Below are 26,427 nucleotides of genomic sequence, written 5' to 3' on the forward strand. Positions count from 1 at the left end.
CCCGACTTTCGTCGGGATAGTCGGAGTGTGGGGTGATTAAATCGTCGCCCCGCCGTCCACGACCAGCGCCTGGCCGGTCATGAAGCTCCCGGCGTCCGAAGCCAGGTAGACGGCCGCCCCGGCAATCTCGTCCGGCTCGCCGATCCGGCGCAGCGGCACCGGGTCGGTCGCCCGGCGCAGGGTCTCGGGGTTGGACCACAGGGCCTTGGCGAAGTCGGTCTTCACCAGCCCGGGCGCGATGCAGTTCACCCGCACGCCATGCGGGCCGTACTCATGGGCGAGATTCCGGGCCAGCTGGAAGTCGGCCGCCTTGGAGACGTTGTAGGCGCCGATCACCGGGCTGCCGCGCAGGCCGCCGATGCTGGAAACGATGATCACCGACCCGGCTTTGCGCTCGATCATCTCGGGCACGACCATGCTGATCAGCCAGTGGTTGGCGATGACGTTGTTCTCGAGAATCTTGCGGAACTGGTCGTCCTCGATGCCGGCCAGGGGACCATAGTAGGGGTTCGACGCGGCGTTGCAGACGACGATATCCACCTTGCCGAAGGCCTTGCGGGTCTCGTCGACCAGGCGCTGCAGGTCTTCCTTGGAGGAGATGTTGGCCGGCACGGCGATGGCGGCGCCCGGGTGCTTGGCGTTGATCTCGGCGGCGACTTCCTCGCAGGGGCCGGCCTTGCGCGAGGAGATGGTCACCTTGGCGCCGTGCTGGGCCATGCGCTCTGCGATGGCCTTGCCGATGCCCCGCGAAGAGCCGGTGATGACGGCGACCTTGCCGGTCAGGTCGAACAGCGTGCCTTCAGCAGCCATGGCGCGTTTCCCTTAAACGTTTGTTTGAAGTTGCCGCAAACTGCGGCGAAGCTGGCGTTACGTCAAGCGCGCCCAAAGGCGAGGCGCGAAAAGTCGAGCAGCGCCTTCGATTGAACTTCGGGTATGGAGCCGTCGGCGCGCGGGCCGACGTTGAGCAGCAGGTTGCCGCCGCCGGCCTTCACCTGCGCGAACAGGTCGGCGACGTCCTGGCCGGTCATGTAGTCGCCGGTCGGCTCTGCTTCGTTGTAGCCGAAGGCGAGGCCCAAACCCCGGGTCGACTCCCACTTCACCCCCTTGAGGTGGTCGCCCGAGCCGTACTCGACCGTGCGGAAATCGCAGTGCGGCGGCGTCGAACCGCCGTCGAAATGGACGCCGAGCTTGGCGATGCGCTCCTTGAGCCTTGTGTTGAAGGCGGCGCAATTGGCCGGGTCGCGCAGGCTCTCGAACAGCGGCGCGATCCCCAGCCAGCGGTCGTTGACCACCCCGTCGGGGACGACCGCGTAGTAGTGGGCGAAGAGGTCCGGCAGGTCCTCGTCGCTCGGCCAGGCGATGTCGTTCCACAGCACCGAGGGCTGGTAGCGGTCGATCAGTTCGCGGACCTGGGCGGCGGCGTAGGCGCGGTAGGCGTCGCCCGTTGGCACGGCGGCGAACATCTCGCCCATGTTGCGGATCAGGCGGGGATGGGCCGTCCAGTCGAGGCCGCCCGAGTAATAGAGCCCAAAGCGCATGCCTCGCGCCCGCACTGCCGCGGCCAGCTCGCCGACGAAGTCGCGCTGGCTGTTCCAGCCGGGCTTCCAGGGGTTGGGCACATCGGTCGGCCACAGGCAGTAGCCGTCGTGATGCTTGGTGACGAAGACCACGTATCGCGCCCCGGCGGCGGCGAAGAGGTCGGCCCAGGCCTCGGCGTCGAAGGCCCGGGCGGCCTCTTCGAAGGGGGCCCGGAAGGCGTCGTAGGGGGCGTCGCCGTACAGCGCCGCATGGCGTTTGGCCGTCGGGCTGGCCGGGTCGCGCTGGGCGTTGGCGTACCATTCGGCGTAGGGGCCGAGGACGAAGGCCTCGTCGTAGTCGGTCTCAAACAGCTGGGTGAGCGAACGGCCCGGCGGCGCGAAGGCCGGAACGGAGAAGATGCCCCAATGGATGAAGACGCCGAACTGCGGCTCGGCGTACCAGGCCGGCGTGGGCCGATCCTTGAAGGCGCTGAAATCGGCCACGTCGTCCTCCCGCGCAGGTCTGGCGCCCGCCTTCGAGGTCAGCCTAGGCAGCGAAACGGAGGACGACAATCCGGGCCGGCCGGGTTCCCCAGCGTCCAGGGGCCGAAAAAATTCGCCGTCAGGCGCATTTGGGCCAGCCGCCCATGTCGAGGTGGAAGTGGTTGGCGTGCTCGGCGTTGTAGTCGGGGCTGAGGACGGTGAGGAACACCTTGCAGGCCCCGTCGCGCACCTGGTGCAGGAAGCGGCCCTTGGGGCCCGGGTCGTTCCAGTCGTTCTGCACGCTGACCACCGTGCCGTCGGCGAAGCGGAAGCCGGCGATGTCGATGGCGTTGGCCAGGGCGTGCTCGCTGACCGGGCCTTCGGTCTGGCCATAGATGCGCCGGCAGCTGTAGCTGCCGTAGTGGTCGATGCCGACCACCGCCTGGTCGAACTCGGCGAAGGCGGCGGTCTGCACCACCTGCCGCTCCCACAGGGCGACCGCCAGGGCCTCCTTGCAGGTCATCGAAGCGTCGGCGGGCTTCAGCGGGGCCATGCCCGAGCGGATCTGCAGGGCGTCCTTGACCACGCACCAGTTATTGCTGCTGGCCGGCGTCTCGGCATAGTCGATGCCGCCCGCCAGCAGGATGGCGCGGCAGGCGGCCGGGTCGGCCCCAGCGCGGGCGGCCTTGACCTTGGTGGCGGCGCCGACCGGGTCGACCAGGGTCAGCTTCTTCCACGGCAGGTGCTGGCCCGGAATGGCGCGGTCGGCGACCAGGCCCATGATCCCGACCAGCACCCACAGCAGCACGAACCCGACGATCCGCGCCGCCAGGGTCTGGCGACGGGCGTGGTGGGCGATATGCGGCTTGTCCGGATGCGGTACGCGGTAGGCGGCCATAGGAACGTGTGAGGGGGTGGGGGCAAGGGTTAACGGCGAAGGCGGCCATAGCATGACCGGGAACGCCGTTCACCCTCCCGCAATCAGCGGCAGATTTTCCAATGGCCCATGTCCAGATGGAAGTGATCGGCGTGGGCGGCGTTGTAGTCGGGGCTGAGGGTGGTGCCGAAGAGGCGGCAGCCGCCCTTCTTCACCTCTCTCAGGAACGCGCCCTTCGGCCCCGGATCGCGGTAGTCGCGCCGCACCGAGACATGGCCGCCGCCCTGCAGCCGAAAGCCGATGACGTCCAGGGCCGAGGCGGTGGCGTGGCTGCTCGGCCGGGCCCCTTCGCGGCTGTACATGGTGCGGCAGGCGTAGGTCCCGACATGTTCGATGCGCGCCAGGTCCGCGCCAAGGGTCCGGCGGGCGGCGGGCTCAACCACATGGTGGCGCCAGACGGCGTAGTTCAGGGCCAGGTCGCAGCGCATCACCGGCCCGCGCGGCCGCAAGGCCGGGTCGGCCAGGCGCAGGCTGTTGGCGGTCGAGCAGAAGCCCTGGCTGCGATCCGGCGCCTCGACGAAGGTCAGGCCGGCGTCGTCCAGCGTTTGCCGGCATAGGGCCGGATCGGCGCCGATCCGGGCCAGCTTCCAGGATGTGGCCAGGCCGATCGGCTGGCTCATCGAGAAGGGCTTCCAGGGCAGGTCCTGCGGCGCGGCGTTGCGGTCGACGAAGACCAGCAGCAGCAGGGCCGCCAGCACCAGTTCCAGCCCCGTCGCGCCGACGGCCGCCAGCCTGCGCTGGCGGGGCGTGACGGGCGGCAGGGACGGCAGGCGCAAGGGCATGGGGCAGACTAGATCGCACGATGTGCAGGTTTGTTGGAGACGCCGCGCCGCTTGACCCTCGGACAAGGGCTGCCCAAGTGGGGGCATGACGTCCGATCCCGCGCCCGCCGACCAGACCGCCGCCCCCGGCTGGCGCGAGATCCTGGCGCCGCAGTACCTGACCCGGTTCCTGTTCCTCTGCCTGGGGGTCTGGCTGAACGCGGCCGACAGCCTGGTGACAGTGACCATCACCCCCAGCATCGCCCAGGACATCGGCGGCTTCCGCTATTTCGCCTGGAGCGTGGCCGCCTTCCTGCTGGCCTCGATCCTGTCGGGCGCGGCCTCAGGCCGGCTCAGCCTGCGGCTGGGCCTGCGCGGAGCTCTGGTGGTCTCGGCCATCCTCTACGCCGCCGGCTGCGCCGCCAGCGCCCTGGCTCCGACCTTCCTGACCTTCGTGGCCGGACGGCTGCTGCAGGGCCTCGGGGCCGGCGCCATCATGGCCCTCTGTTATGTGGCCACCACCGCCCTGTTTCCCGAACGGCTGTGGGCGCGGGTGTTCGGGGCCATCGCCGGGGTCTGGGGCGTCGCCACCGTGCTGGGACCGCTGATCGGCGGGCTGTTCGCCGGGGTGGGCCTGTGGCGCTGGGCCTTCTGGTTCTTCGCCATCCAGGGGCTGATCTTCGTCGGCGCCGCCCTGGCCATGATCGCCCGCCAGCCAAGGCGCGAGGCCCAGCCGGACGGACCGCCGATCGCCTGGGCCCAGCTGGCCGGGCTGACCGTCTCGGTGGTGCTGATCGCCCTGGCCGGGGTCACCGGCTCGCCCTGGCTGGCCGGGCTTCTGGGCCTGGCGGGGCTGGCCGCCCTGGCCTGGATGATCGCCGTCAACGGCGCCACGCACGGGGCCCTGCTGCCGCGCGCCATCGGCGATCCGCGAACCCCGGCGGCCATGGGTTACCTGATGATCTTCGGGTTCGAGACGGCGCTGATCGCCTTCACCGTCTACGGCCCGGCCCTGGTCCAGGGCGTCCATGGGGCCTCGCCCCTGGTCGCCGGCTATGTGGTCACCGCCGTGGCCGCCGGCTGGACCATCCTGGCCCTGCTGGTCGCCGGGGTGCAGAACCGCGACGGGCTGATGATCCGCCTGGGGGCCAGCGTCATCCTGGCCGGGGCCCTGTTCAGCACCTGGGCCCTGCCGCTGGGCGGGCTGTGGTCGGCGGCGGCGGGCATGGCGACGGTGGGGGCGGGTTTTGGCCTCTGCTGGGCCTTCGCCACGCGCCGTATCCTGTCCGGCCTCGACGAGGAACAGCAGGCCCTGGCCTCCTCGGCGGTGCCGACCGCCCAGCTGATCGGCGGAGCCGTCGGGTCCGCCGCGGCCGGCGCGGTGGCCAACGCCCTGGGGTTCGCCGAGGGCGTTGGGCCGTCGGCGGCGGTGGGCGGCTTCTGGCTGTTCGCGACCTTCCTGCCGGTGGCGCTGGTCGGCTGGTGGGCGGCCTGGCGGCTGGGGCGCTAGGCGCTCGCCAGCACGCTCTCCTCCACCACCTTGACCACATCGCCCATGATCTCGGTCAGCTTGAAGTCCTTGGGCGTATAGACCCGCCGCACCCCCATCTGCTTCAGGACCAGGGCGTCCTCCGGCGGGATGATGCCGCCGACGACGACGGGGATGTCGCCCAGGCCCTCGGCCCGCATCAGCCGCACGACCTCCTGCACCAGGTCGAGGTGCGAGCCCGAGAGGATGGAGAGGCCGACGACGTGGGCGTTGGAGGCCCGGGCGCTGGCGACGATCTCTTCGGGGGTCGAGCGGATGCCGTCGTAGACCACGTCCATGCCGACGGCGCGGGCCCGGGTGGCGATCTGCTCGGCGCCGTTGCTGTGGCCGTCGAGGCCGGGCTTGCCGATCAGGTAGGTCAGGGGCCGGCCGAGCACGACCGAGACGCGGGCCACCTCAGCCTTCACCGCCTCGATGTCCTCCGCCTCGCCGGTCGACACCGTCATGGCCACACCGGTCGGTCCCCGGTATTCGCCGAACACCTCGCGCAGGGCGAAGCTCCATTCGCCGGTGGTGACCCCGGCCCGGGCGGCGGCGATGGAGGCCTCCATGACGTTGCGGCCCTCGGCGGCGGTTTCCTTCAGTATACGGAGCGCTTCGTCAGCGGCGGCCTGGTCGCGCTGCGTCCGCCAGGCTTTCAGCTTGCCGACCACCTCGGCCTCTAGGCGCGGATCGACGGTCTCGATGGAGCCCTCGCCGGCCGACAGGGGGCTCTCCTCGGTATCGGTCCAGCGGTTGACGCCAACCACGGTCATCTCGCCGGTCTCGATGCCGCGGAAGCGGTCGGCGTTGGACCTGACCAGCTGCTCCTTCATGTAGCCGATGGCCGCCGAGGCCCCGCCCATGGCGTCGATCCTGGCCAGTTCGGCCAGGGCGCCGGCCTTCAGTTCGCTGACCTTGGCCTCGACCACATGGCTGCCGGCGAACAGGTCCTCGTATTCCAGCAGGTCGGTCTCGTAGGCCAGCACCTGCTGCATGCGCAGGCTCCACTGCTGGTCCCAGGGCCGGGGCAGGCCCAGCGCCTCGTTCCAGGCCGGCAGCTGCAGGGCGCGGCAGCGGGCGTCCTTGCTGAGGGTGACGGCCAGGGCTTCCAGCAGGATGCGGTAGGGATTGTTCTCCGGCTGCTGCTCGGTGAGGCCCAGGCTGTTGACCTGCACCCCGTAGCGGAAGCGCCGGGCCTTGGGGTCCTGAACGCCGTAGCGGTCTTTCAGGATCTCGTCCCACAGGGCGGTGAAGCTGCGCATCTTGCACAGCTCGGTGACGAAGCGAACGCCGGCGTTGACGAAGAAACTGATCCGGGAACAGACGATCTCGAAGTCGGCCTCCGGCACCTGGCCGCCGGCCCGCACCGTATCGAGCACCGAGATGGCGGTGGCCAGGGCGTAGGCCAGCTCCTGCTCCGGCGTCGCCCCGGCCTCCTGCAGGTGGTAGCTGCAGACGTTGATCGGATTCCACTTGGGCGTCTCGCGGTAACACCAGGCCACCATGTCGCCGATCAGCTTCAGGCTGGGCTCGGGCGGGAAGATGTAGGTGCCGCGGGACAGGTATTCCTTGATCAGGTCGTTCTGCGTCGTGCCCTGCAGCTTGCCCCGGTCCGCCCCCTGCTCGTCGGCCAGCGCCACGTACATGGCCAGCAGCCAGGCGGCCGGGGCGTTGATGGTCATCGAGGTGTTCATGCGGTCCAGCGGGATCGCCTCGAACAGGGTCCGCATGTCGCCCAGATGGCCGACCGGCACCCCGACCTTGCCGACCTCGCCCCGCGCCAGGATGTGGTCGGCGTCGTAGCCGGTCTGGGTCGGCAGGTCGAAGGCCACCGACAGCCCCGTCTGCCCGGCGCTGAGGTTGCGCCGATAGAGGGCGTTCGACTTGGCCGCCGTCGAGTGGCCCGCATAGGTGCGGAAGATCCAGGGGGCGTCGGGGGCGTGCTGGAAGGGGGTGTCGGTCATCGGCGGCAATGATGGGCCTCTCCGTGTTGCAGCGCAATATTGGCGCCGTCTGTGGGGACTGGTTGTCCGCGTCCCTCGCCTTCCCAGGCCCAGACGCCAGCCTGTCCCGGACAACCTGTCCCCGACGGGCCACCGGCGTGAGCGCTTGACACCCACGGCCACGGCCAACCAATGTTCTCTGATTGTTCCAACGTGGAACCTAGCCATGCCCCGCGTCGCTCGAAAGGGCCGGGAGGATCTGGGGTGAGGCTGGGCCGGTGGCCTGTCGGGGACAGGTTGTCCGGGACGAGGCGGCGCCTGGGTCTTTGAGGGCGGGGATGCGGACAACCAGTCCCCGGCGTCTAGCGCCTCGTGAAGGTCGGCGTTTGTTTGCGCGAGAAGGCCGCCAGGGCCGACTGGTGGTCCTCGCTGTGGAACAGGGCGGCCAGTTCGGCCCGTTCGTCGAAGGGGCGGCCGACGACGCGTTTGACGGCTTCGACCGACAGGGGCGCGCGGGAGGCGATGCGGTCGGCCAGAGTCAGGGCGTCCTTGACCACCGCCCGGTGCAGGCCGGTGACCAGGCCTCGGATCAGGGCGGTCTCGGCGTCGACCGGCGCGCCGCTCAGCAGCATGGCCTTGGCCGGGCCTTCGCCGATCAGGCGCGGCAGGCGCTTGACCGACGCCATCAGGCCGACGTTGACGCCGGAGGCGGTGAACAGGGCGTCGGGACTGGCGAGGCGGATGTCGCAGCTGAGGGCCAGTTCGAGGCCGCCGCCCAGGCAGAAGCCGTTGATGGCGGCGATGACCGGGACCCGGGCCGCCTCGACGCGGGCCATCAGGCCGTTGAAATGGTGCACCGCCTCCAGGCCGGCGGGACCGCGCCCGGCCGCCTCGATCAGGTCGTCGCCGGCGCAGAAGGCCTGGCCCCGGCCGGTCAGGACGATGCAGCGCACCGCAAGGTCGGCGTCGGCCCCGTCCAGCGCCGCCGCCAGCTCGGCCCGGGCCGCCATGCTGAGCGCATTGACCGGTGGCTGGTCCATCTCCAGCAGGACGACGGCGGGCGAGGGGCGGGAGATGTGCAGGACCATGGGCGCCATCCATGCGGCCCCATCGCGGGTCTGTAAATCCGGCCTCGCCCCACCCGCGATGCTGCGCCGCACAAGAATCTGCTTGCCAGTGCCGTGGACCTGTCACACGATCCTGCCCCGGTGATGCCGCAAACGACGCCCGCGTGGGCAAATCCTTGCGCGCAGACGCCGGTCTGACGGGACGAGCGGCCCTCCCGCAAGGGGAGGCGCCACAACGTCCCGCGGGCGCGCCTGGAACGGGCGTGGGGACTGCCGCATTGCAACACTGAACGCCGCGAGAGCCGCCGATGACCACCGAGACCCTCGAGAAGACCGCGCTCAAGGACCTGTACGAGATCGGCGAGATCCCGCCGCTCGGCCATGTGCCCGCGAAGATGTATGCCTGGACCGTCCGCAAGGAGCGGCACGGCCGCCCGGCCACGGCCATGCAGGTCGAGGTGGTCGACACCTGGGAGGTCGGCGAGGACGAGGTGCTGGTCCTGGTGATGGCCGCCGGGGTCAATTACAACGGCGTCTGGGCGGCGCTGGGCGAGCCGATGAGCGTGCTCGACGTCCACAAGCTGGCCTATCACGTCGCCGGGTCGGACGCCTCGGGCGTGGTCTGGAAGGTCGGCGCCAAGGTGCGGCGCTGGAAGGTCGGCGACGAGGTCGTCATCCACTGTAACCAGGACGACGGCGACGACGAGGAATGCAACGGCGGCGACCCGATGTTCTCGGCCAGCCAGCGCATCTGGGGCTATGAGACGCCGGACGGCAGCTTCGCCCAGTTCTGCCGGGTGCAGTCGCGCCAGCTGATGCCGCGGCCCAAGCACCTGACCTGGGAAGAGGCCGCCTGCTACACCCTGACCCTGGCCACCGCCTACCGCATGCTGTTCGGCCACAAGCCGCATGAGCTGAAGCCCGGCCAGAACGTGCTGGTCTGGGGCGCGTCGGGGGGCCTGGGCGTCTTCGCCGTGCAGCTGGCCGCGGTGACCGGGGCCAACGCCATCGGCGTCGTCTCCAGCGAGGACAAGGTCGACTACGTCCTGAGCCAGGGCGCCAAGGCGGTGCTGAACCGCAACGACTTCAACTGCTGGGGCCAGCTGCCGACGGTCAACGGGCCGGAGTTCGGCGACTACATGAAGGAGTGCCGCAAGTTCGGCAAAGCCATTTGGCAGATCACCGGCAATCGCGACGTCGACATGGTCTTCGAACACCCCGGCGAGGCGACTTTCCCGGTCTCGGTCTTCCTGGTGAAGCGCGGCGGCATGGTGGCCATCTGCGCCGGCACCAGCGGCTACAACCTGACCATGGACGCCCGCTTCCTGTGGATGCGCCAGAAGCGGGTGCAGGGCAGCCACTTCGCCAACCTGATGCAGGCCGCGGCGGCCAACCAGCTGGTCATCGACCGGCGCATCGACCCCTGCCTGTCGGAGGTCTTCCCCTGGGACGACATCCCGGCGGCGCACGAGAAGATGCTCGACAACAAGCACCTGCCCGGGAACATGGGCGTGCTGGTCTGCGCCCAGAAGCCGGGGTTGCGGACGTTTGAAGAGGTGCAGGAGCTGAGCGGGACGCTTTAGGGCGAGCGCCCTCCCTCCCCTTTATGGGGAGGGACAGCGAGGCTTTAGCCTCGCAGGGTGGGGTGCGAAAATCATAGGGCGCCAACCTTCAAGGATTGGCGCGCTGCCTCCGACTTCCCCACCCGTCACGCTACGCGTGACACCCTCCCCATAAAGGGGAGGGAGCGCGCGACAGCGGTCAAGCCTTCTTCCCCCACACCGTCAGCGCCAATGCCGCCAAGCCGCCGACGGCGACGATGGGTACGGTCGACATCACCACGTCGCCGCTGGTCGCGCCCAGGCTGAGCAGGGTTCCGCCGACCAGCGGTCCGAACACCGAGCCGAGGCGGCCGGCCGAGACCGCCGCGCCGACTCCAACGCCGCGCACCTTCTCGCCATAGTGCTGCGGGGCCAGGGCGTAGAGGCCGAACTGGCCGGCCATGATCAGGAAGCCGGCCCCGAAGCCGAACAGCGCCAGTCCCGACACCCCCGTCAGGCCGGCCATGGCGAACAGCGTCACCATCAGCAGGGTGAAGATGCCCAGGAACGGCCGCCTGGCCCCCATCCGGTCGATGGCCCAGCCGGCGAACAGGCCGCCCAGCGCCCCGCCGACGTTGAACAGGATCATGACGCCGCCGATGTCCGGCCCCGCCACGCCGCGATGGCTGAGCAGGCTCGGCAGCCAGTTGAGGAGCAGGTGCAGCACCAGGCCGATGGCCGCGAAGCTGATCCACAGGCTGGCCGTGGTCGCCAGCCGCTCACGGCCGAACAGGGCATGCAGGGAATCGCCGGTCAGCACGTCGTCGGCCGACTTGGCCTTGGTTTCCGGCAGGAACAGGGCCAGCAGCACCGCCAGGGCGAGCGGCGCGCCGCCACCGACCAGGAAGATCAGCCGCCAGTCGGCCTGGGCGGCGTCGCTCCGCGCCAGCAGGCTGACCAGCGCGCCGCCCAGCGGCATGCCGGCGGTGACCAGGCCGACGGTCAGGGCCTTGCGGCGCTCCCCGGCCAGTTCCGAAGACATGGCCAGCAGCATCGGCATGGCGCCGCCGAGGCCGAGGCCGCACAGGAAGCGGATGACCAGCAGCACGTCCAGGTTCGGGACCCAGGCGGTGGCCAGGCTGAACAGGCCGTAGATGACCACCGAGGCCAGCAGCACCGGCTTTCGCCCCAGCCGGTCGGCGAACGGCCCGGCCATCAGGGCGCCGACGAACAGGCCCAGCGGACTGGCGCTGAACGCCGCCCCGGCCTCGCCGGGCGACAGGCCGAGGTCGGGAAGCATCTTCGGCGCCGCCACCCCCATGGAGGCGATATCGAAGCCCTCCAGCATGGCGGCCAGCAGGCACAGGCCGATGGCGATCCAGGGCGCGGGTGATTTGGTCATGAAGGTCTCCCCGCCGGAGACTGGCACAATCGCGGGCAGGAACAAGGTGGGCCGCGACGGTGTCCGGACAGGATTTGACGGCCGTCCGGACGCCTCTCCGCTCGCCTTCGATCGGCGCGGCGGCTCTGCTGGCCGCCTCATCCCGGAGCCCCCATGACCGACGCCGCCGAAGACCCCAAGCCCACCCTGCTGGCCGAAGCCCTCGACATCCTGCGCACCGTCGCCATCGCCCTCGGCCTGGCGCTGGTGTTCCGCATTGTCGCCTGGCAGCCCTACACCATCCCCTCCTCGTCGATGGAGCCGGGGCTGGTGACCGGCGACTACATCGTGGTGTCGAAGTTCGCCTACGGCTGGAGCCGGGCCTCCATCCCCTTCGCGCCGCCGCTGTTCGAGGGGCGGGTGCTGGGCAGCGGGCCGAAGCGCGGCGAGGTGGTGGTGTTCCGCGACAGCCGGGACGCCGGCAAGACGCTGATCAAGCGGGTCGTCGGCCTGCCCGGCGACCGGGTGCGGGTCACCGGCGGGGTGGTGTCGGTGAACGGCGTGGCCATCCCGCGTGAGGGAAAAGGGCCGGCGGTCGACAAGGACGATCCGGACGTCCATCCGCTGCGCTTCGACGAGCGGCTGCCGGACGGGCGGACCTACGCCACCTTCGATCGCGGCGACGGGCCGGGGGACCACACCGAGGTCTATGTCGTGCCGGCCGGGAGCTATTTCATGATGGGCGACAACCGCGACAACTCGCTGGACAGCCGCTGGCCGACGCAGGCGGGCGGGGTCGGCTTCGTGGCGGCGCAGGACATCGTCGGGCGGGCGGACCGGGTGCTGATCTCGTGGAATCCGGGCGCCGGGCTGTTGAAGCCCTGGACCTGGCTGGACCTGCAATGGGACCGGTTCTTCAAGCCGATCCGCTGATCGCCCAACCCTAGACTGTCATCCTCCGGCGCCCGCAGGGCGACCGGGGGACCCAACTGTCCGCGTGAAAATTGCCGGGAGTCTTTCAAGAGCCGGCATGGGTCCCCCGGTCCGCTGCGCGGCCGGAGGATGACATATTGGGTGGGGTCAGACCTGAGCCTCAAACAATATGTCTAGACATATTCATCTTGGAGGAAGCGGGGACACTTTGAATTGCCGCAAGCGCCGGCGGCAACGCCCGCTTCGACGGTGAACGGCAATTCAATGTGTCCCCTCTGCCCGGCGGCGTAGGCATCCAGACCTCACCAACCTGTCAACATTCCCCGCCCCGGCGCCGACGCCCTGTCAACGCCGGCGCCAACCTTCACAGCGCCGACCGCAACCGAATTATCACACTAAATCAGCGACTTGCCGCTATCGACCATCTTCCCAGGCGTGGAGCGTGGTATAGTCGTTGACCGCTTCGACAACGTCAGGCCTCAGCCCCCCGGTGAAACTCCGCTGGGCTCAGCACGCCGTCGTGGTTGGCGTCGCAACTGTCGAAGGCCCGGCGTTGCAGCTGGCGGCGCAGGGCCGGGTCGGCGGTGAACTTCAGGCCGCCGGCCTCGATGCGCACCGGGGCGGCGGCGAACTCGCGGAAGGCCAGGGCGCCGTCGCGGTCCTTGTCGAGGCTGGCGAAGCTGGGGCCGGCGACGGCGGCGGCGAGTGACGGCAGCGCGCTGGCCCCGACACCGAGGATCACCGCCGCGCCGACGAGGGCGCGAAGGCGTTTCCAGGGGGCCGTGGCCTTGCGGCTCAGGCGGGCCTCGATGTCGGCGCGCAGGGCCTGGCTGGCGGTGACGCCGTCCTGGCGGCAGCGATCCATGAAGGCGGTCTTGGTCTCATAGGGGAGACGGATCTCCAGGCTTTCGCTCTTTTTCGGGGGCCGGGTCATGGGCGTCTCTTCGGGTTCAACCCCGCCAGAAACACCGGTTCTGGCCGCGACGCCAATGTCTAATTGGTCATGAAACCCCGCCCCGCTGGTGGGGCGAGACATAGGCCGGGTCGTGGGCGAAGGGCAGCTCGGTCCCCTCGCGCAGGGCGGTCAGCACGGCGGCGAAGTCGGTCTCGTAGTCCAGGCCGAGCACCGCCTGCGAGCGGGCGGAGTCGTAGACGCGGCCGATGCTGGCCGGCAGGGCCCAGCCGTGGCGGGCGTAGAGCGCGGCGGCCCCCGGGAAATAGCGGGCGACGACGGCGGCGGCGTCGCGCTTCAGCTCGGCGGCGTCCCCGCGGGCGAACGGGGTCGGGGCCGAGACGATGAAGCTGTCGAAGCCGAGGGCCGGGGCCCGTTCCAGGGCCTGGAGGTGGGCGCGGGCGGCGTCCTGGACCGTCAGGCGGCGGTGCAGCAGTTCGTTGGCCTTGAGGTTGGGGCCGGAGGGGTGGGCGTGGGTGTCGTCGTCCTCCGGGAAGAAACGGCTGGTGCGCAGGACCACGCACGGCAGGCCGTGCTCGGCGGCCTGGATGCGGCAGAGGCCCTCCGCCGCCAGCTTGGTGACGCCGTAGATGTTGCGCGGGGCCAGCGGGCCGGTGGCCTCATCGAGCCAGACGGCGGCCTCGCCGGCCTCGTCGCGGATGGCCTGGGAGATCATCAGCGAGGTGGTCGAGGTGAAGACGAAGCGGTCGGCCCCGGCCGCCGTCGCCGCCTGCAGGAGGTTGAGCGTGCCGGTGACGTTGACGTCGATGAAGGCCTCAGGCCGAAAGCGGACGATGTCGGGCTTGTGCAGGGCGCCGCCGTGGATGACGGCGGTGATGGCCTGCTCGGCGAAGACCCGCTCGACCAGGGCCCGGTCGGCGACGCTGCCGACCACGTCGGTGTCGGGGCCGGGCGCCACGTCGAGGCCGACGACCGTATGGCCGGCCTGTCGCAGCAGCGGGGCCAGGAAGCGGCCGAGCCAGCCGGAGGAGCCTGTCAGGAGGACGCGCATCGGCGGACGGTAGAAGGCCGGCGGGCGAGGCGAAAGACCAACCCGCGCGTTTCCGGCAAACTTGTGCTAAGGGCTCGCCCCCACCACCGATCACCCCCCCCTTTGATTACATAAGCCGACCCATGAAGTTTCTCGACCAGTGCAAGATCTATATCCGCTCCGGCAACGGCGGCGGCGGCGCTGTGTCGTTCCGGCGCGAGAAGTACATCGAATACGGCGGCCCCGACGGCGGTGACGGCGGGCGCGGCGGCGATGTCTGGGTCGAGGCGGTGGAGGGTCTGAACACCCTGATCGATTACCGCTACCAGCAGCATTTCAAGGCCGGCACCGGCATCCACGGCATGGGCCGCAACCGTCACGGCCACGCCGGCGACGACGTGGTGCTGAAGGTGCCGGTCGGCACCCAGATCCTCGAAGAGGACAAGGAAACCCTGATCGCCGACATGGACGAGGCGGGGATGCGCGTCCTGCTGGCCAAGGGCGGCAACGGCGGCTGGGGCAACGACCGCTTCAAGGGTCCGATCAACCAGGCCCCCAAGCACGCCAACCCCGGCCAGGAGGGCGAGGAAAAGACCATCTGGCTGCGGCTGAAGCTGATCGCCGACGCGGGCCTGGTGGGATTGCCAAATGCCGGCAAGTCGACCTTCCTGGCCGCCGCCAGCGCCGCCAAGCCGAAGATCGCCGACTATCCCTTCACCACCCTGGCCCCCAACCTCGGCATGGTCGACCTGAGCGTCGGCGAGCGGTTCGTGCTGGCCGACATTCCCGGGCTGATCGAGGGCGCCTCGGAGGGCCAGGGGCTGGGCACCCGCTTCCTCGGCCACGTGGAGCGCACCGCCGTGCTGATCCATCTGGTCGACATCACCCAGGACGACATCGTCGGGGCCTGGAAGACGGTGCGGGCCGAGCTGGCGGCCTATGGCGAAGGCCTGGCCGAGCGCAACGAGATCGTGGCGCTGAGCAAGATCGACGCGGTCGACGCCGAGACCGCCGGCTGGCGGGTCGAGGAGTTCCGCGAGGCGACGGGGATCACCCCGCGCACGGTGTCGGGCGTCTCGGGCCAGAACGTGCGGGAGATCCTGCGCGAGTGCTGGCGGATGGTGCGGCGCGAGCGCGGCGAGATCTTCGAAGACGACGATGACGATTCCGCCGCCATCGATGCGCCCTGGTCGCCGGTCTAGGGTCGCGGCTCAAGAGTTTCGGGATTGTTCAGATGATCGCTTTCGCCCTCACCCTGATGCTGTTCGCCGGCCAGGCCGCGCCGCCAGCGACGCCTGCGCCCGCGCCGGCGGGTCCGGTGGCGACGGCGCCGCCGGCTCCGGCGGCCGAGAAACCGGGCCCGCCTTCGCAGCGGCTGGAAGAGACCCTGGCCGGTCTGAAGGGCAAGCCGAAGGCGGCCTTCACCGCCAAGCTCGGCCCCGCCGCCGCCGTGCGCCCGGCGCTCGACGGCGAGGTGCTGATCTGGTCGGTCAAGCTGCAGGGGGCGACGGTGTGCGGGCCCAACGCGGCCGGGTCGCTGATCTGTGGCCGCCAGGGTGACGGCGAATGCCAGGTGGTGGCCGCCTTCAGCAAGGCCGACGCCATGACCATCTGGCGCGTCACCGGCCTGCCGGCGGCTTGCGACCGGGCGGCCGACCTGTTCGCCGCCCCGGCGGTGACCCTGCCCAAGCTCAAAAAACCCAAGCCCGGCGAGTGAGCTGACATGCTGGCGGGGGCCAAACGCATTGTCGTCAAGGTCGGCTCGGCCCTGGTGGCCGACGCCGCCAGCGGCGACGCCGATCGCGCCTGGCTGACGGCCTTCGCGGCCGACGCGGCGCGTCTGATGCTGGACGGGGCCCAGCTGCTGGTCGTCTCGTCGGGGGCCGTGGCGCTGGGCCGCCGGCGGCTGGGGCTGACCCGCAAGGCCCTGACTCTCCCTGAGAAGCAGGCGGCGGCCGCCGCCGGCCAGTCACTGCTGATGCGGGCCTGGGAAGAGGCCTTCGAGCCGCATGGCCGGATCGTCGCCCAGGTGCTGATGACCCGTGACGACACCGAGGTGCGGCGGCGCTGGCTGAACGCCCGGGCGACGACCGAGACCCTGCTGGGCCTGGGCGCCGTGCCGGTGGTCAACGAGAACGACACCGTCGTCACCGAGGAGATCCGCTACGGCGACAACGACCGGCTGGCCGCCAGGGTGGCGCAGATGATCGGGGCCGATCGGCTGGTGCTGCTGAGCGACATCGACGGCCTGTACACCGCCGATCCGAGGCGCGATCCAGCGGCCAGGCGGCTGGAGCGGATCGAGACCCTGACGCCTGAGATCGTCGCCATGGCTGGCGGGGCTAATGCCGGGGCCGGCGTCGGGACGGGCGGCATGGCCACCAAGCTGGCGGCGGCGAGGATCGCGCAGGGGGCCGGCTGCGCGACGATCATCACACTCGGACGCCGGGAGCGGCCGCTGGGGGCGCTGGCCGAGGGCGCGGCGGCGACCATCATCGAGGCCGGGACGACGCCCGCGGCCGCCTACAAGAGCTGGATCGCCGGGACCCTCAGCCCCGCTGGGACGCTGGTGGTGGACGCCGGGGCGGCGAAGGCGCTGGCCGGCGGCAAGAGCCTGCTGGCGGCCGGGGTGCGGCGGGTCGAGGGCCGGTTCGGCAAGGGCGACGCGGTGCGGATCGTCGGCGAGGACGGCGCGGAAATCGGCCGGGGGCTGTCGCGGTATGACGCGGTCGACGCCGAGCAGATCGCCGGACTGCGGTCCGACGCCATCGAGGCGGTGATCGGCTACACGGCCGGGCCGATGGTGCATGCGGACGATCTGGTGAAAGGCTAGGTCGGAGAAACAGTATCTTCAGCGTCGATTGATAGGGCCTCTAACGAGGGGACCTGATGGACAAGTACGAAACCGATTTCTTCCTCGCCATCGCGCTGTTTTTCCTGTGGCCGGTCGTTCTTGTCGTTGCGGTCGTTGTGACTGTATTCGTGGCCTATGCCTTGTTCGGCCTGGTGCTGACCGTTCATTCTGTGGCGAGAAAGCGGCTCGGCGTACGCGCCGCCACCATCCTTGCAGGGGCCGTCTTCCTGGCTGTCGCCTTACCAATCGCCATCTTCGTGGCGGACATCGTTCACCGGTTCCAGAACGGGACGCTGAATCCCTGACGACGACCTAGTCCCCTTCCTTCGCCGCCTCCATCTCGTCCTCGGCCCGGCCGCTGACATCCCAGCTCTCCTCGCCGCCCGGCTTCATGCGCGCTAGGTCGGCGGCCAGCAGGCGTTCGGTGGTCTGGGCGGCGTCGCGGCTGGCCAGCATGTAGGCCTCCTCCTGGCCCCACATCGGCCGCAGCTCCTCGAAGGCGCGGCGGTCGTGGCCGCGGAAATAGTCGGCGGCGCGGTGGGCGCGGTGGGCGCGGAAGCCCAGGGAGCGCAGGGCGGTGACGCCCATGGCCAGCGCCCCCTCGAAGGTCTCGCGCTCGACCGCGTCGGCGCCGTTGGCCAACAGGTCGTAGGCGTGGCGGCGGTCGTAGGCCCTGGCGAGGATGGTCAGGTTGGGGAAGGCCTGGCGGGCCTTCTCGACCAGTTCGGAGGTCTTTTCCTTCTCGTCGAGGGCGACGACCAGCATCTTGGCCCGCTCGGCGCCGGCGGCGCGTAAGAGGTCCAGGCGGGTGGCGTCGCCATAGTGCACCCGGCGGCCGAAGCGGCGCAGGACCTCGATCTGCTCGATGTCGCTGTCCAGCACCACCGACTTGAAGCCGTTGGCCTGCAGCAGGCGGCCGGTGATCTGACCAAAGCGGCCAAAGCCGGCGATGATGATGTCGGGCTCGGCCTCGTCGAAGTCGGGGTCGTCGGGTTTCACGTCGGGGATGGCGGCGTCCATCATCGCCGACACCTTTTCGTAGACGATCATGGCCAGGGGGGTCAGGGCCATGGAGACGGCGACGGCGGCGGTCAACAGGGCGGCCAGATCGGCCCCGATGACGCCGGCCCCGACGGTGAAGGTCAGGAGCACGAAGGCGAACTCGCCGCCCTGGGCCAGGGCGGTGGCGACGGCGGCGGCGGCCCGGCCGGTGGCTCCGCCGATCAGGGCCAGGCCGAACATCACCGCGAACTTCAGCACCATCAGCCCGAGCACGATGCCGACCAGCACCAGCGGCTGGGCGAGGATGATGTCGAAGTTGATGCCGGCCCCGACGGTGATGAAGAACAGGCCGAGCAGCAGGCCGCGGAACGGCTCGATGTCGGTCTCCAGCTCGCGGCGGTATTCGCTTTCGGCCAGGACGACGCCGGCCAGGAAAGCGCCCAGGGCCGGCGACAGGCCGACCATCTGCATCAGCACGGCGACGGCGACGACGATGAGCAGGGCGGTGGCGGTGAAAATCTCGCGCAGGCGGGTCTGGGCGATGAAGCGGAAGATGGGCTGCACCACATAGCGGCCGCCGCCGACCACGGCGGCGACGGCGGCGAGGACGGCGATGGTCTGCAGCCAGCCGGGGAAGTCGCTGATCAGGCTGCCGCCACCGTGGCCGCCGCCCCCTCCTGCAGCTTCGGCGGCGTGGGCGGTCTGGGCGATCAGCTGGGCGGGGGCCTCAGCCAGCAGGGGCAGCAGGGCGAACAGCGGGATGATGGCAAGGTCCTGCAGCAGCAGCACCCCGAAGGCGGCGCGGCCGACCGGCCCCTGACGCAGGCCCTTCTCGTCGAGGGTCTGCAGGACGATGGCGGTCGAGGACATGGCCAGCACCAGGCCGACGGCCAGGGCGGTCTTCCAGTTGAGCCCGAAGGCCAGGGAGAAGCCGGCGATGGCCAGGGCGGTGACCAGCACCTGGGCCCCACCGAGGCCGAAGATGGTCTTGCGCATCGACCACAACAGGGCCGGGCGGACCTCCAGCCCGATCATGAACAGCAGGATGACGACGCCGAACTCGGCGAACTTCATGACGTCGGCCTGCTCGCCGACCAGCTTGAAGACGAAGGGGCCAACGATGATGCCGGCGATCAGGTAGCCGAGCACCGAGCCGAGGCCGAGCCGCTTGGCGATCGGGGCGGCGAGGACCCCGGCGCTCAGGTAGATCAGGGCCTGAAAGAGGAGGTTTTCGGTCATTCAGCAGCCACCTTCTCGGACACCAGCCCGGCGAGGCGCGCCCGATAGCGCTGCGCCTCGGCTTCCAGCGCGCCGGCTTCCTTGATCCGCGCGCCGTGCACGACGAACGGCGTCTCCCATTCCATCTGGCAGAGGTCGGCGGTCTGTTCGAGCGGGCGCAGGAACTCCTCCATGGTGAAGTGGTTGTAGCCGAGCTTGTGATAGGCCGAGGTCGGGCCGCCGGTGGTGGTGCAGACGAACAGCTTCTTGCCCTTCAGCCTGTCGCCGCCCTTGCCGTAGGCGAAGCCGTGCAGCCAGACCAGATCGAACCACTCCTTCATCAGCGCCGGCATGGCGTACCAGTAGAAGGGGAATTGCAGGGCGATGACGTCGTGCTCCTTGAGCTTCCGCTTCTCGCCCGGCACGTCGATGACGAAGTCGGGGAAGGTCTCGTAGAGGTCGTGACGGGTGACGCCCTCGATGCCCTCCGAGGCCGTCCACAGCAGGCTGTTGGCCCGGCTCTTCTCGAGGGCCGGATGGGCCATGACGAGGAGGACCCGGCTGTCGCGTTTGGGGTGGCTCATGCTAGGTATCCCAACGTCATCCGCATTTAATTCACCAACGGTTGAATTTCGAGCCGTCCTGCGCCAAAGGACGCCGATACACCAGATTCCGGAGCGATCATGGCCGACAAGGTCCGCAAGGACGCCGCCGCAGCCCTCGAAGGGGTATTGTTCGACGGCATGACCATCATGGCGGGGGGCTTTGGCCTCTGCGGCATTCCTGAGAACCTCATCGCGGCGATCCGCGAGACGGGGGTGAAGGACCTGACCGTCGTCTCCAACAACTGCGGGATCGACGGCTTCGGCCTGGGCATCCTGCTGGAGAACCGGCAGATCAAGAAGATGGTGAGCAGCTACGTCGGTGAGAACAAGCTGTTCGAACAACTTTATCTCAGCGGCGAGCTGGAGCTCGAATTCAATCCGCAGGGCACGCTGGCCGAACGCATCCGTGCCGGTGGCGCGGGCATTCCCGCCTTCTTCACCAAGACGGGTGTGGGCACCCTGGTGGCCGACGGCAAGGAGGTCCGTGAGTTCGACGGCGAGGAATACGTCATGGAGCGGGGGCTTACCGCCGACCTCTCCATCGTCAAGGCCTGGAAGGCCGACGCCGAGGGCAACCTGATCTACCGGAAGACGGCGCGGAACTTCAATCCGATGATGGCCACGGCGGGCAAGGTCTGTCTCGTCGAGGTCGAGGAGATCGTGCCGATCGGCAGCCTCGACAAGGACAACATCCACACCCCGGGCATCTACGTCGATCGCGTCTTCAAGGGCGCGGTGTTCGAGAAGCGGATCGAGCGGGTGACCACGCGCGCCAAGGAGACTGTCTGATGCCCTGGACCCGCGACGAGACCGCCGCCCGCGCCGCCCGCGAGCTGCAGGACGGCTTCTATGTGAACCTCGGCATCGGCATTCCCACCCTGGTGGCCAACTACATCCCCGAGGGGATGCATGTGACGCTGCAGAGCGAGAACGGCATGCTGGGCATGGGACCCTTCCCCTATGAGGGTGAGGCCGACGCCGACCTGATCAACGCCGGCAAGCAGACGATCACCGAGCTGGCGTCCAGCAGCTATTTCTCCAGCGCCGACAGCTTCGCCATGATCCGCGGCGGCCACATCGACCTCTCCATCCTCGGGGCCATGCAGGTGGCGGCCAACGGCGACCTGGCCAACTGGATGGTGCCTGGCAAGATGGTCAAGGGCATGGGCGGGGCCATGGATCTGGTGGCCGGGGTCAAGCGGGTGGTGGTGGTCATGGACCATTGCGAGAAGACCGGCGCGCCGAAGCTCTTGAAGAACTGCACCCTGCCGCTGACCGGCAAGGCGGTGGTCGACACCCTGATCACCGACCTGGGGGTCTTCTCCATCGGCCGCGGGGCCGGGGTGAAGCTGCTGGAACTGGCGCCGGGCGTGACCCTGGACGAGGTCAAGGCCAAGACCGAGGCGCCGTTCGAGGTGGCGTAGGGGACCGGTTGGCCGCTTGCGGCCTACCTGTCCCCTTTACGCCACGTGAATCTTTCCAAACTTGCCCGACCGTGATGGCCTTCCTGCAAAAGACAGGGAGGACATCATGGATCTCAGCAACGCCTCGGCGCTCGTCACCGGCGGGGCCGGCGGGTTCGGCAGCGCCACCGTGCGACGGCTGGCCCAGCGTGGGGCGCGGGTGGTCATCGCCGACGTCCATGCCGAGCGCGGCGAGGCGCTGGCCAACGAGGTCGGCAATGGCGCGGTCTTCGTCCACACCGACATCATGAGCGAGGACAGCATCGCCGACGCGGTGGCCAAGGCGGTGTCGCTGGCCCCGCTGCGAGCAGCGGTGGTGGTGCACGGCGGGCCGCCGGCGCCGGGCTCGACCGGGCCGGCGCGGACGGTCAATCGCGAGGGCAAGCGGCTGCCGCTGTTCCAGTTCGCCCACACCGTGAACGTCTACCTCAACAGCGCCTTCGCCGTGACCAGCCAGGCGGCGGAGGCCATGGCCGCCAACGAGCCGCTGGAGTCCAACCAGCGCGGGGTAGTGATCAACACCGCCTCCATCGCCGGCTACGAGGGCCAACCCGGCCAGGCGGCCTATTCGGCGGCCAAGGGCGGCATCATCGGCATGACCCTGACGGTGGCGCGGGACCTCGCCCCGCTGGGCATTCGGGCGGTGGCCATCGCCCCGGGGACCTTCCTGACCCTGGCCTACAGCTCGCGGATGACCGACGAGCAGGCCCAGGCCCACTGGGGCCCGATGGTGCCCAACCCCAAGCGGATGGGCGATCCGGACGAGTACGGCATCCTGGCCGCCCACATCGTGGAGAACGACTTCCTGAACGGCACGACGATCCGGCTGGACGGGGCACAGCGGTTCTAACGGCTCAGATCACCGCCCAGACATCGACCTCTTCCTCGACACAGCCCTCTCCGGTCTTGAGCCCGTCCTTGGCGCGGGCCAAGGCGCCGGCGGCGGCCTCGGCCAGTTCGGAGCCGCCGGGCGTAGCCAGGTCCAGCGACAGCAGCGGCCGCGGCTGTCGGCCGGGCAGCAAGGTCAGGCGGAGCGGGCCACCGGCCGCAGGCGGCGCTTCGGCCGACCGGACATCGGCGGACATGGTCCAGTAGGGATCGGCCCAGCGACGCCGGTCCTTCCAGTAAGACCGCCACTGCTGTCCGCCAATCTCCGCCCTCAGGTCGCCCTCGCCGACGCGGTGCAACCTTTTGGCAGCCGCCCGGGCCCCGGACTTGTCGACGGTGACGGAAATCCGCGCCACCCGAAGGTCCGCCGGTTCACCCTCATAGGATAGGGTGACCTTCCCCGTCTCCTGGTCGCCTTTGAACCAGCTGAGCATTGGTTTGATGCCCTGGTTCTCCGGAATGACCCGCGCCGAGAGCCAGCCGCCGGCAAGCGGAGCCCAGGCCTCGCAGTAGATCGGCGCGGCCAAGGCCGGTGAGGCCGACAGCAGGCCCACGAGAAATGCCGCCAGGCGGAGACTCATCGCAACATTCCCTCTGAGGCCCGCATCGCCGTTCGCCCCTGAAGCGCCGTGAACCGGGTCGCCTGGATTTCCCCCAGGATGGCCATGGCCACTTCCCACGGCGCCTTGCCGCCGAGGTCGAGGCCGATTGGGGCCCGCAGCCGTTGCAACTGGCCTTCGGTAATCCCGGCGGCGCGCAGACGGTCCAACCGTTCGGCCAGCCGGCGGCGGGCGCCGAGCAGGCCGACGTAGGGCGCCTGGGACGGCAGGCACAGGCGCAGCGCTTCGTGGTCGATCTCCAAGTCGTGGCCGCAGACAGCCACCGCCGTCCAAGCGTCCAGACCGACGGCCGCCAAGGCGTCCGCAGGCTCGCCCCGGCTGTAGGCGACGCCGGCCAGGGGGCAGGCGATGGGGCCGCGCGGGCGGATCAGCGTAGTCTCGAAGCCGGATTGGGCGCCCAGGGTGGCGGTGGCCAGGGCGGTGGGGTCGGCGCCGAGGACGATCAGTTTCCACACCGGCTCGAAGGTCAGGGTCAGGCCGCCAGGCGTCGTGAAGTCGGCGGGGCGGCGGGCGTCCATGGCGGCCAGCAGGGCGGCGACCTGAGCGTCATCGGGGGCCAGCCGCTGCAGTTCGATCTCGATGCGGGCCCCGCAGAGCAGGCGGATGTCGGGCCAGGGGCTGCCCTCGCCGTAGACCAGCCGGCGCGGCTCGCCGTCGGCCAGGCAGGCGGCGGCGTGCAGGGCGACGTCGCCCTCGACGCAGCCGCCGCTCAAGAAGCCGCTGACGAAATCGCGGCCGAAGACCATCTGGGCGCCGACCGGGCGCGGGCCGCCGCCGCCCAGGGCGACAATGGTGGCCAGGACGGCCGGCTCGCCGGCCTCCCGCAGGGCCCTCAGGGCGGGCCGTTGGTCGTCGGCGAGGCCATAGGTCGGCCAGTCGGGCAGGGTCTGGGTCACGCGCCACATTAACCCGAGCGAAACGCTTCAGGCACCCTCCCTTAAGGTGTTGGCGCGCATGGTTGCCGACGAGTTCACCATGCGAGGGCAGGGCCCATGCCCAACGCCGCTTTCATCGCCGATCACTTCGTCCGCCGCGCCCCCAGCCGGCCGGTCGCCAGCGGCTGCCGCCTGGTCGACGACAGCGGGACGGCCCGCATCGATTTCGACATGGCCGGCGGCGCGGTGCTGCTGGGCCACGCCCATCCACGCATCGAGGCCGCCGTCGCGGCCGGGCTCGCCTCCCTCGCTGACGCCTCGTCCGCCCTCTCGGCCCTGCTGCCACGCGGCCCAGCCGTCGCCCTCTGCGCCGAGGAAAGCCAGGCCCTGCCGGCCGCCGTCACCGCCGCCCGCAAGATCACCGGCTGCCGCCGGGTGGCCGTCTGGGACCTCAAGGACGGCGTCTGCAACGGCGAGACCGATCTGGCCGCCGTGCTGGTCGACCCGCTCGGCATGACCGCCGGCCAGCTTAGGCTGGCCCGCAAGGCGGCGACCGCCGCCGGCGCCCTGTTGATCTTCGATGAAGGGGCCAGCGGTTTCCGGGTCCACGCCCAGGGCGCCCAGGGGCTCAGCGGCGTGCGGCCCGACTTCGCGGTGTTCGGGGCCGGCATCGCCAACGGCCGGCCAATCGGCGCCGTCGCCGGCTCGCAAGACCTGATCGCCGCCCTCGACCCCGAGGACCTGCCCGCCCCGCGCGCCGACAGCCTGGCCGCCGCCACCGCCACCCTGGAGATCTTGGCCATCGCCCCGGTGGCGCCGCACCTGCAGGTGCTGGGGGCCGAGATCCAGACCGAGGTCGAGGCCCTGACCAAGCGGGCCGGGGCCGGCCGCGTCTTCACCCTGGCCGGCGATCCGACCCTGCCCACCCCGCTGTTCGCCGCCCCGATCCTCGAAGGGCTGTGGATGCGCGAGATGACCAGCCGCGGGCTGATCGTCGTCGGGGCTCACGCCCTGAGCGCCGCCCATGGCCAGGCCGAGGCCGGGGCTCTGATCGGCGCCTACGCCGCCGTGCTGCCGGCCATGATGGCCCGCAACCTGGCCGAAATTTTCGCCCGGCCCCGGCCGGCCTACGACTCCCTCTATTCGGTCGCTCCAGAAGGACGCGCATGAGTTTCCCCCTCTCCAAGCTCGGCCTCAGCGCCGCCCAGTTCGGGCTCGGCGGCCAGTCGGGCCCCCGTTCGCGTCCGCCCGAAGTGGAGGCGCGCGACATCCTCAGCATCGCCGCGCGCGGCCAGCTGTCGGTGCTCGACGCCTCGGGCGTCTATGGCCGCGCCGAGCAGATCCTCGGCGACCTGATCCCGCGTCCGTCCTCGTTCCGGCTGACCCTCAACACCATGCGGGCCGACCGCGGCCCCGACTTCGTCGAGGCCGAGGCCCGCGCGTCCTTGCGCCGTCTCGCCGTCGAGCGGGCCGACGCCATCGTCGTGCCGTCGGTCGGCGAGCTGTTCGGTCCGCACGGCATGGCCATGTGGGACCGGCTGCAGCAGCTGAAGGCCGAGGGACTGTTTGCCCGCATCGGCATCTCGGTGCACGCCTCGGACGACCCGTTCGGCGTGGCCAAACGCTTCAAGCCCGACCTGGTGCAGGCCCCGGCATCCTTGCTCGACCAGCGGCTGCTGGCCGATGGCTCGCTGGCCAGGATCGCCGGCCTCGGCATTGAGGTGCAGCTGCGCTCGGTCTTCCTCAACGGCCTGCTGTTCCTGCCTCCGGACCGGGTGCCCGCCACCCTCAAGGGGGCCGCCGGGCGCCTCAGCCGCGTGCGCCGGATGATCGCCGAGGGCCGCAGCGATCCGCTGCAGGCCGCCCTCGGCTTCGCCCTTTCGAGACCCGAGGCGACCGCCGTGCTGGTCAGCCCCACCACCGCCGCGGAGCTGTCGGCCATCATCGCCGCCGCCGCCAGCCCACCCCCCGACCTCGACTGGGACGAGATGGCGCTCGACGACCCGGTCGCCCTGGATTCCGGGAGCAACTGGGCCGCCGCGTAGAGCGCGGAAGAAGCCCCGGCATCCCGCTCAGAAGGAGCGAAACGTCCGATGATCCTCGCCATTCTCCAGTCCCGGATGGTCAGCCAGCGCATGCCCGGCAAGGCCCTGGCCGCCCTGGCCGGCCAGCCGATGATCCAGCGCCAGATCGAGCGGCTGCGCGCCGCCCGCACCCTGTCGCGCATCGTCGTCGCCACCAGCGTCGAGGCCGCCGACGACCCCCTGGCCGCCTTTCTGGTCTCCCGGGGGCAGGCGGTGTTCCGGGGCGCGCCGGTCGATCTGCTGAGCCGTTTCGCCCGTTGTGCTGAAAGCATCGGCGGCAGCAGCCATGTGGTGCGGATCAAGGGCGACGCGCCCTTCGTCGATCCGGCCCTGGTCGACAAGGCCGTCCGCATCGCCATCGACAGCGGGGCCGACTACGTCGCCAACCGCGGCTGGTTCGGTTACCCGAAGGGGATGGAGGTGGAGGTGATCCGCACGGCGCTGCTGATCGCCGCCGCCAGCGCCGACCGCGACCCCCTGGCCCGCACCTCGCCGACCGCCTTCCTGCGCGCCGATCCCGAGCGTTACCGGGCGGCCAACTTCGCCGCCCCGCGCGATCTGTCGGCCCTCGACTGGCGGGTGAAGACCCATGCCGACCTGACCTTCGCGCGGGGGGTCTACGCCGCCCTGCACGGGGCCGATCCGGCCTTTGCCATGCGCGACGTGCTGGACCTGACCGGCGGCGGGCAGGACGTGGCGAAGTACGCGGCCTAGCGGTTCCAGTTCCTCCTCCGGCGCGAAGCGACGGGGGAGGAACTCCGTCCCAAAACGTAGTGAGCCC

Annotated in this window: 26 protein-coding genes; 13 read left to right on the forward strand and 13 right to left on the reverse strand. The window is 70.2% G+C overall.

Annotated features, from left to right (window positions below):
• Positions 1-36: 36 nt before the first annotated feature.
• From AC1RSK_RS11855 to AC1RSK_RS11870, 4 genes are all read right to left on the reverse strand, one after another.
• Positions 37-810, reverse strand: a complete 774-nt coding sequence (locus tag AC1RSK_RS11855) for an SDR family oxidoreductase (protein ID WP_492907744.1) — start codon at positions 808-810, stop codon at positions 37-39.
• 62 nt (positions 811-872) lie between these two features.
• Positions 873-2,021, reverse strand: coding sequence for an alpha-L-fucosidase (locus AC1RSK_RS11860; RefSeq protein WP_492907745.1), 1,149 nt, complete (start codon positions 2,019-2,021; stop codon positions 873-875).
• A gap of 118 nt (positions 2,022-2,139) precedes the next feature.
• Entirely contained in the window at positions 2,140-2,898 is a 759-nt protein-coding gene (locus tag AC1RSK_RS11865) for an extensin-like domain-containing protein (RefSeq protein WP_492907746.1), read from the reverse strand.
• 83 nt (positions 2,899-2,981) lie between these two features.
• Positions 2,982-3,719: an extensin-like domain-containing protein gene (locus tag AC1RSK_RS11870; RefSeq protein WP_492907747.1), complete on the reverse strand. Its 738-nt coding sequence runs from the start codon at positions 3,717-3,719 to the stop codon at positions 2,982-2,984.
• A gap of 85 nt (positions 3,720-3,804) precedes the next feature.
• Here AC1RSK_RS11870 and AC1RSK_RS11875 point away from each other — a divergent pair, with 85 nt between their 5' ends.
• On the forward strand, positions 3,805-5,208 hold the full coding sequence (locus AC1RSK_RS11875; protein ID WP_492907748.1) for an MFS transporter: 1,404 nt from the start codon (positions 3,805-3,807) through the stop codon (positions 5,206-5,208).
• On the opposite strand, the gene AC1RSK_RS11880 is transcribed toward AC1RSK_RS11875, so the two are convergent.
• Positions 5,205-7,193 (reverse strand): methylmalonyl-CoA mutase family protein, encoded by a 1,989-nt coding sequence (locus AC1RSK_RS11880; protein ID WP_492907749.1) that lies wholly within the window; start codon positions 7,191-7,193, stop codon positions 5,205-5,207. The genes AC1RSK_RS11875 and AC1RSK_RS11880 overlap by 4 nt on opposite strands.
• 341 nt (positions 7,194-7,534) lie before the next feature.
• Complete coding sequence (locus AC1RSK_RS11885; RefSeq protein ID WP_492907750.1) at positions 7,535-8,260, reverse strand: enoyl-CoA hydratase/isomerase family protein; 726 nt, start codon at positions 8,258-8,260, stop codon at positions 7,535-7,537.
• 287 nt (positions 8,261-8,547) lie between these two features.
• On the opposite strand from AC1RSK_RS11885, the gene ccrA reads away from it, so the two are divergent.
• On the forward strand, positions 8,548-9,822 hold the full coding sequence (gene ccrA / locus AC1RSK_RS11890) for a crotonyl-CoA carboxylase/reductase (protein ID WP_492907751.1): 1,275 nt from the start codon (positions 8,548-8,550) through the stop codon (positions 9,820-9,822).
• Between the two features lie 178 nt (positions 9,823-10,000).
• Here ccrA and AC1RSK_RS11895 read toward each other — a convergent pair whose 3' ends face one another.
• Positions 10,001-11,182 (reverse strand): MFS transporter, encoded by a 1,182-nt coding sequence (locus AC1RSK_RS11895; RefSeq protein ID WP_492907752.1) that lies wholly within the window; start codon positions 11,180-11,182, stop codon positions 10,001-10,003.
• A gap of 153 nt (positions 11,183-11,335) precedes the next feature.
• On the opposite strand from AC1RSK_RS11895, the gene lepB reads away from it, so the two are divergent.
• Positions 11,336-12,094, forward strand: coding sequence for a signal peptidase I (gene lepB, locus AC1RSK_RS11900; protein WP_492907753.1), 759 nt, complete (start codon positions 11,336-11,338; stop codon positions 12,092-12,094).
• 472 nt (positions 12,095-12,566) lie between these two features.
• Here lepB and AC1RSK_RS11905 read toward each other — a convergent pair whose 3' ends face one another.
• Both AC1RSK_RS11905 and AC1RSK_RS11910 read right to left on the reverse strand, forming a co-directional pair.
• Positions 12,567-13,028 carry an EF-hand domain-containing protein gene (locus AC1RSK_RS11905; protein ID WP_492907754.1) on the reverse strand — a complete coding sequence of 154 codons (462 nt, stop codon included), beginning with the start codon at positions 13,026-13,028 and terminating at the stop codon, positions 12,567-12,569.
• Positions 13,029-13,095: 67 nt separating this feature from the next.
• Positions 13,096-14,058 (reverse strand): NAD-dependent epimerase/dehydratase family protein, encoded by a 963-nt coding sequence (locus AC1RSK_RS11910; RefSeq protein WP_492907755.1) that lies wholly within the window; start codon positions 14,056-14,058, stop codon positions 13,096-13,098.
• 122 nt (positions 14,059-14,180) lie between these two features.
• Here AC1RSK_RS11910 and obgE point away from each other — a divergent pair, with 122 nt between their 5' ends.
• Genes obgE through AC1RSK_RS11930 form a run of 4 tightly spaced genes read left to right on the forward strand, consistent with a single transcriptional unit; the run spans position 14,181 to position 17,196 of the window.
• Positions 14,181-15,239, forward strand: a complete 1,059-nt coding sequence (gene obgE, locus AC1RSK_RS11915) for a GTPase ObgE (RefSeq protein WP_492907756.1) — start codon at positions 14,181-14,183, stop codon at positions 15,237-15,239.
• A 32-nt stretch (positions 15,240-15,271) separates the two neighbouring features.
• Complete coding sequence (locus AC1RSK_RS11920; RefSeq protein WP_492907757.1) at positions 15,272-15,754, forward strand: hypothetical protein; 483 nt, start codon at positions 15,272-15,274, stop codon at positions 15,752-15,754.
• Positions 15,755-15,760: 6 nt separating this feature from the next.
• Complete coding sequence (gene proB, locus AC1RSK_RS11925; RefSeq protein WP_492907758.1) at positions 15,761-16,870, forward strand: glutamate 5-kinase; 1,110 nt, start codon at positions 15,761-15,763, stop codon at positions 16,868-16,870.
• Positions 16,871-16,926: 56 nt separating this feature from the next.
• A complete protein-coding gene (locus tag AC1RSK_RS11930; protein ID WP_492907759.1) occupies positions 16,927-17,196 on the forward strand; it encodes a hypothetical protein in 270 nt (89 codons plus the stop codon).
• A gap of 7 nt (positions 17,197-17,203) precedes the next feature.
• Here the strand turns inward: AC1RSK_RS11930 and AC1RSK_RS11935 are convergent, their stop codons facing one another.
• Positions 17,204-19,132 carry a monovalent cation:proton antiporter-2 (CPA2) family protein gene (locus AC1RSK_RS11935; protein ID WP_492907760.1) on the reverse strand — a complete coding sequence of 643 codons (1,929 nt, stop codon included), beginning with the start codon at positions 19,130-19,132 and terminating at the stop codon, positions 17,204-17,206.
• Positions 19,129-19,695, reverse strand: a complete 567-nt coding sequence (locus tag AC1RSK_RS11940) for an NAD(P)H-dependent oxidoreductase (protein WP_492907761.1) — start codon at positions 19,693-19,695, stop codon at positions 19,129-19,131. The genes AC1RSK_RS11935 and AC1RSK_RS11940 overlap by 4 nt, the downstream gene beginning before the upstream one ends.
• Before the next feature lie 99 nt (positions 19,696-19,794).
• Between AC1RSK_RS11940 and AC1RSK_RS11945 the strand changes: the two genes are divergently transcribed.
• The 3 genes from AC1RSK_RS11945 (at position 19,795) to AC1RSK_RS11955 (ending at position 22,029) form a co-directional block, all read left to right on the forward strand.
• Positions 19,795-20,505 carry a CoA transferase subunit A gene (locus AC1RSK_RS11945; RefSeq protein ID WP_492907762.1) on the forward strand — a complete coding sequence of 237 codons (711 nt, stop codon included), beginning with the start codon at positions 19,795-19,797 and terminating at the stop codon, positions 20,503-20,505.
• Positions 20,505-21,140 (forward strand): 3-oxoacid CoA-transferase subunit B, encoded by a 636-nt coding sequence (locus AC1RSK_RS11950; protein ID WP_492907763.1) that lies wholly within the window; start codon positions 20,505-20,507, stop codon positions 21,138-21,140. The genes AC1RSK_RS11945 and AC1RSK_RS11950 overlap by 1 nt, the downstream gene beginning before the upstream one ends.
• 106 nt (positions 21,141-21,246) lie before the next feature.
• Positions 21,247-22,029: an SDR family NAD(P)-dependent oxidoreductase gene (locus tag AC1RSK_RS11955; RefSeq protein ID WP_492907764.1), complete on the forward strand. Its 783-nt coding sequence runs from the start codon at positions 21,247-21,249 to the stop codon at positions 22,027-22,029.
• A gap of 4 nt (positions 22,030-22,033) precedes the next feature.
• Here the strand turns inward: AC1RSK_RS11955 and AC1RSK_RS11960 are convergent, their stop codons facing one another.
• On the reverse strand, positions 22,034-22,648 hold the full coding sequence (locus tag AC1RSK_RS11960) for a hypothetical protein (RefSeq protein ID WP_492907765.1): 615 nt from the start codon (positions 22,646-22,648) through the stop codon (positions 22,034-22,036).
• Complete coding sequence (locus AC1RSK_RS11965; protein ID WP_492907766.1) at positions 22,645-23,592, reverse strand: XdhC family protein; 948 nt, start codon at positions 23,590-23,592, stop codon at positions 22,645-22,647. The genes AC1RSK_RS11960 and AC1RSK_RS11965 overlap by 4 nt, the downstream gene beginning before the upstream one ends.
• Positions 23,593-23,679: 87 nt before the next feature.
• Between AC1RSK_RS11965 and AC1RSK_RS11970 the strand changes: the two genes are divergently transcribed.
• From AC1RSK_RS11970 to AC1RSK_RS11980, 3 genes are read left to right on the forward strand one after another with little or no spacing between them, the layout of a single operon-like run.
• Positions 23,680-24,732 (forward strand): PLP-dependent aminotransferase family protein, encoded by a 1,053-nt coding sequence (locus tag AC1RSK_RS11970; RefSeq protein WP_492907767.1) that lies wholly within the window; start codon positions 23,680-23,682, stop codon positions 24,730-24,732.
• The gene (locus AC1RSK_RS11975) at positions 24,729-25,607 is read left to right on the forward strand and encodes a bifunctional regulator KidO (protein ID WP_492907768.1); all 879 of its coding nucleotides are present in this window, start codon (positions 24,729-24,731) and stop codon (positions 25,605-25,607) included. Before AC1RSK_RS11970 ends, AC1RSK_RS11975 begins: the two co-directional genes overlap by 4 nt.
• Before the next feature lie 48 nt (positions 25,608-25,655).
• Entirely contained in the window at positions 25,656-26,360 is a 705-nt protein-coding gene (locus AC1RSK_RS11980; protein WP_492907769.1) for a glycosyltransferase family protein, read from the forward strand.
• The last annotated feature ends 67 nt before the right edge of the window (positions 26,361-26,427 follow it).

This window comes from Caulobacter sp. GW821-FHT11A05 (assembly GCF_058809015.1).

Coding starts and splice junctions, on each gene's coding strand:
- AC1RSK_RS11855 (WP_492907744.1), bottom strand. CDS start 810: ATGGCTGCTGAAGGCACGCTGTTCGACCTGACCGGCAAGGTCGCCGTC.
- AC1RSK_RS11865 (WP_492907746.1), bottom strand. CDS start 2,898: ATGGCCGCCTACCGCGTACCGCATCCGGACAAGCCGCATATCGCCCAC.
- AC1RSK_RS11870 (WP_492907747.1), bottom strand. CDS start 3,719: ATGCCCTTGCGCCTGCCGTCCCTGCCGCCCGTCACGCCCCGCCAGCGC.
- AC1RSK_RS11875 (WP_492907748.1), top strand. CDS start 3,805: ATGACGTCCGATCCCGCGCCCGCCGACCAGACCGCCGCCCCCGGCTGG.
- AC1RSK_RS11880 (WP_492907749.1), bottom strand. CDS start 7,193: ATGACCGACACCCCCTTCCAGCACGCCCCCGACGCCCCCTGGATCTTC.
- AC1RSK_RS11885 (WP_492907750.1), bottom strand. CDS start 8,260: ATGGTCCTGCACATCTCCCGCCCCTCGCCCGCCGTCGTCCTGCTGGAG.
- ccrA (WP_492907751.1), top strand. CDS start 8,548: ATGACCACCGAGACCCTCGAGAAGACCGCGCTCAAGGACCTGTACGAG.
- AC1RSK_RS11895 (WP_492907752.1), bottom strand. CDS start 11,182: ATGACCAAATCACCCGCGCCCTGGATCGCCATCGGCCTGTGCCTGCTG.
- lepB (WP_492907753.1), top strand. CDS start 11,336: ATGACCGACGCCGCCGAAGACCCCAAGCCCACCCTGCTGGCCGAAGCC.
- AC1RSK_RS11905 (WP_492907754.1), bottom strand. CDS start 13,028: ATGACCCGGCCCCCGAAAAAGAGCGAAAGCCTGGAGATCCGTCTCCCC.
- AC1RSK_RS11910 (WP_492907755.1), bottom strand. CDS start 14,058: ATGCGCGTCCTCCTGACAGGCTCCTCCGGCTGGCTCGGCCGCTTCCTG.
- obgE (WP_492907756.1), top strand. CDS start 14,181: ATGAAGTTTCTCGACCAGTGCAAGATCTATATCCGCTCCGGCAACGGC.
- AC1RSK_RS11920 (WP_492907757.1), top strand. CDS start 15,272: ATGATCGCTTTCGCCCTCACCCTGATGCTGTTCGCCGGCCAGGCCGCG.
- proB (WP_492907758.1), top strand. CDS start 15,761: ATGCTGGCGGGGGCCAAACGCATTGTCGTCAAGGTCGGCTCGGCCCTG.
- AC1RSK_RS11930 (WP_492907759.1), top strand. CDS start 16,927: ATGGACAAGTACGAAACCGATTTCTTCCTCGCCATCGCGCTGTTTTTC.
- AC1RSK_RS11935 (WP_492907760.1), bottom strand. CDS start 19,132: ATGACCGAAAACCTCCTCTTTCAGGCCCTGATCTACCTGAGCGCCGGG.
- AC1RSK_RS11940 (WP_492907761.1), bottom strand. CDS start 19,695: ATGAGCCACCCCAAACGCGACAGCCGGGTCCTCCTCGTCATGGCCCAT.
- AC1RSK_RS11945 (WP_492907762.1), top strand. CDS start 19,795: ATGGCCGACAAGGTCCGCAAGGACGCCGCCGCAGCCCTCGAAGGGGTA.
- AC1RSK_RS11950 (WP_492907763.1), top strand. CDS start 20,505: ATGCCCTGGACCCGCGACGAGACCGCCGCCCGCGCCGCCCGCGAGCTG.
- AC1RSK_RS11955 (WP_492907764.1), top strand. CDS start 21,247: ATGGATCTCAGCAACGCCTCGGCGCTCGTCACCGGCGGGGCCGGCGGG.
- AC1RSK_RS11960 (WP_492907765.1), bottom strand. CDS start 22,648: ATGAGTCTCCGCCTGGCGGCATTTCTCGTGGGCCTGCTGTCGGCCTCA.
- AC1RSK_RS11965 (WP_492907766.1), bottom strand. CDS start 23,592: ATGTGGCGCGTGACCCAGACCCTGCCCGACTGGCCGACCTATGGCCTC.
- AC1RSK_RS11970 (WP_492907767.1), top strand. CDS start 23,680: ATGCCCAACGCCGCTTTCATCGCCGATCACTTCGTCCGCCGCGCCCCC.
- AC1RSK_RS11975 (WP_492907768.1), top strand. CDS start 24,729: ATGAGTTTCCCCCTCTCCAAGCTCGGCCTCAGCGCCGCCCAGTTCGGG.
- AC1RSK_RS11980 (WP_492907769.1), top strand. CDS start 25,656: ATGATCCTCGCCATTCTCCAGTCCCGGATGGTCAGCCAGCGCATGCCC.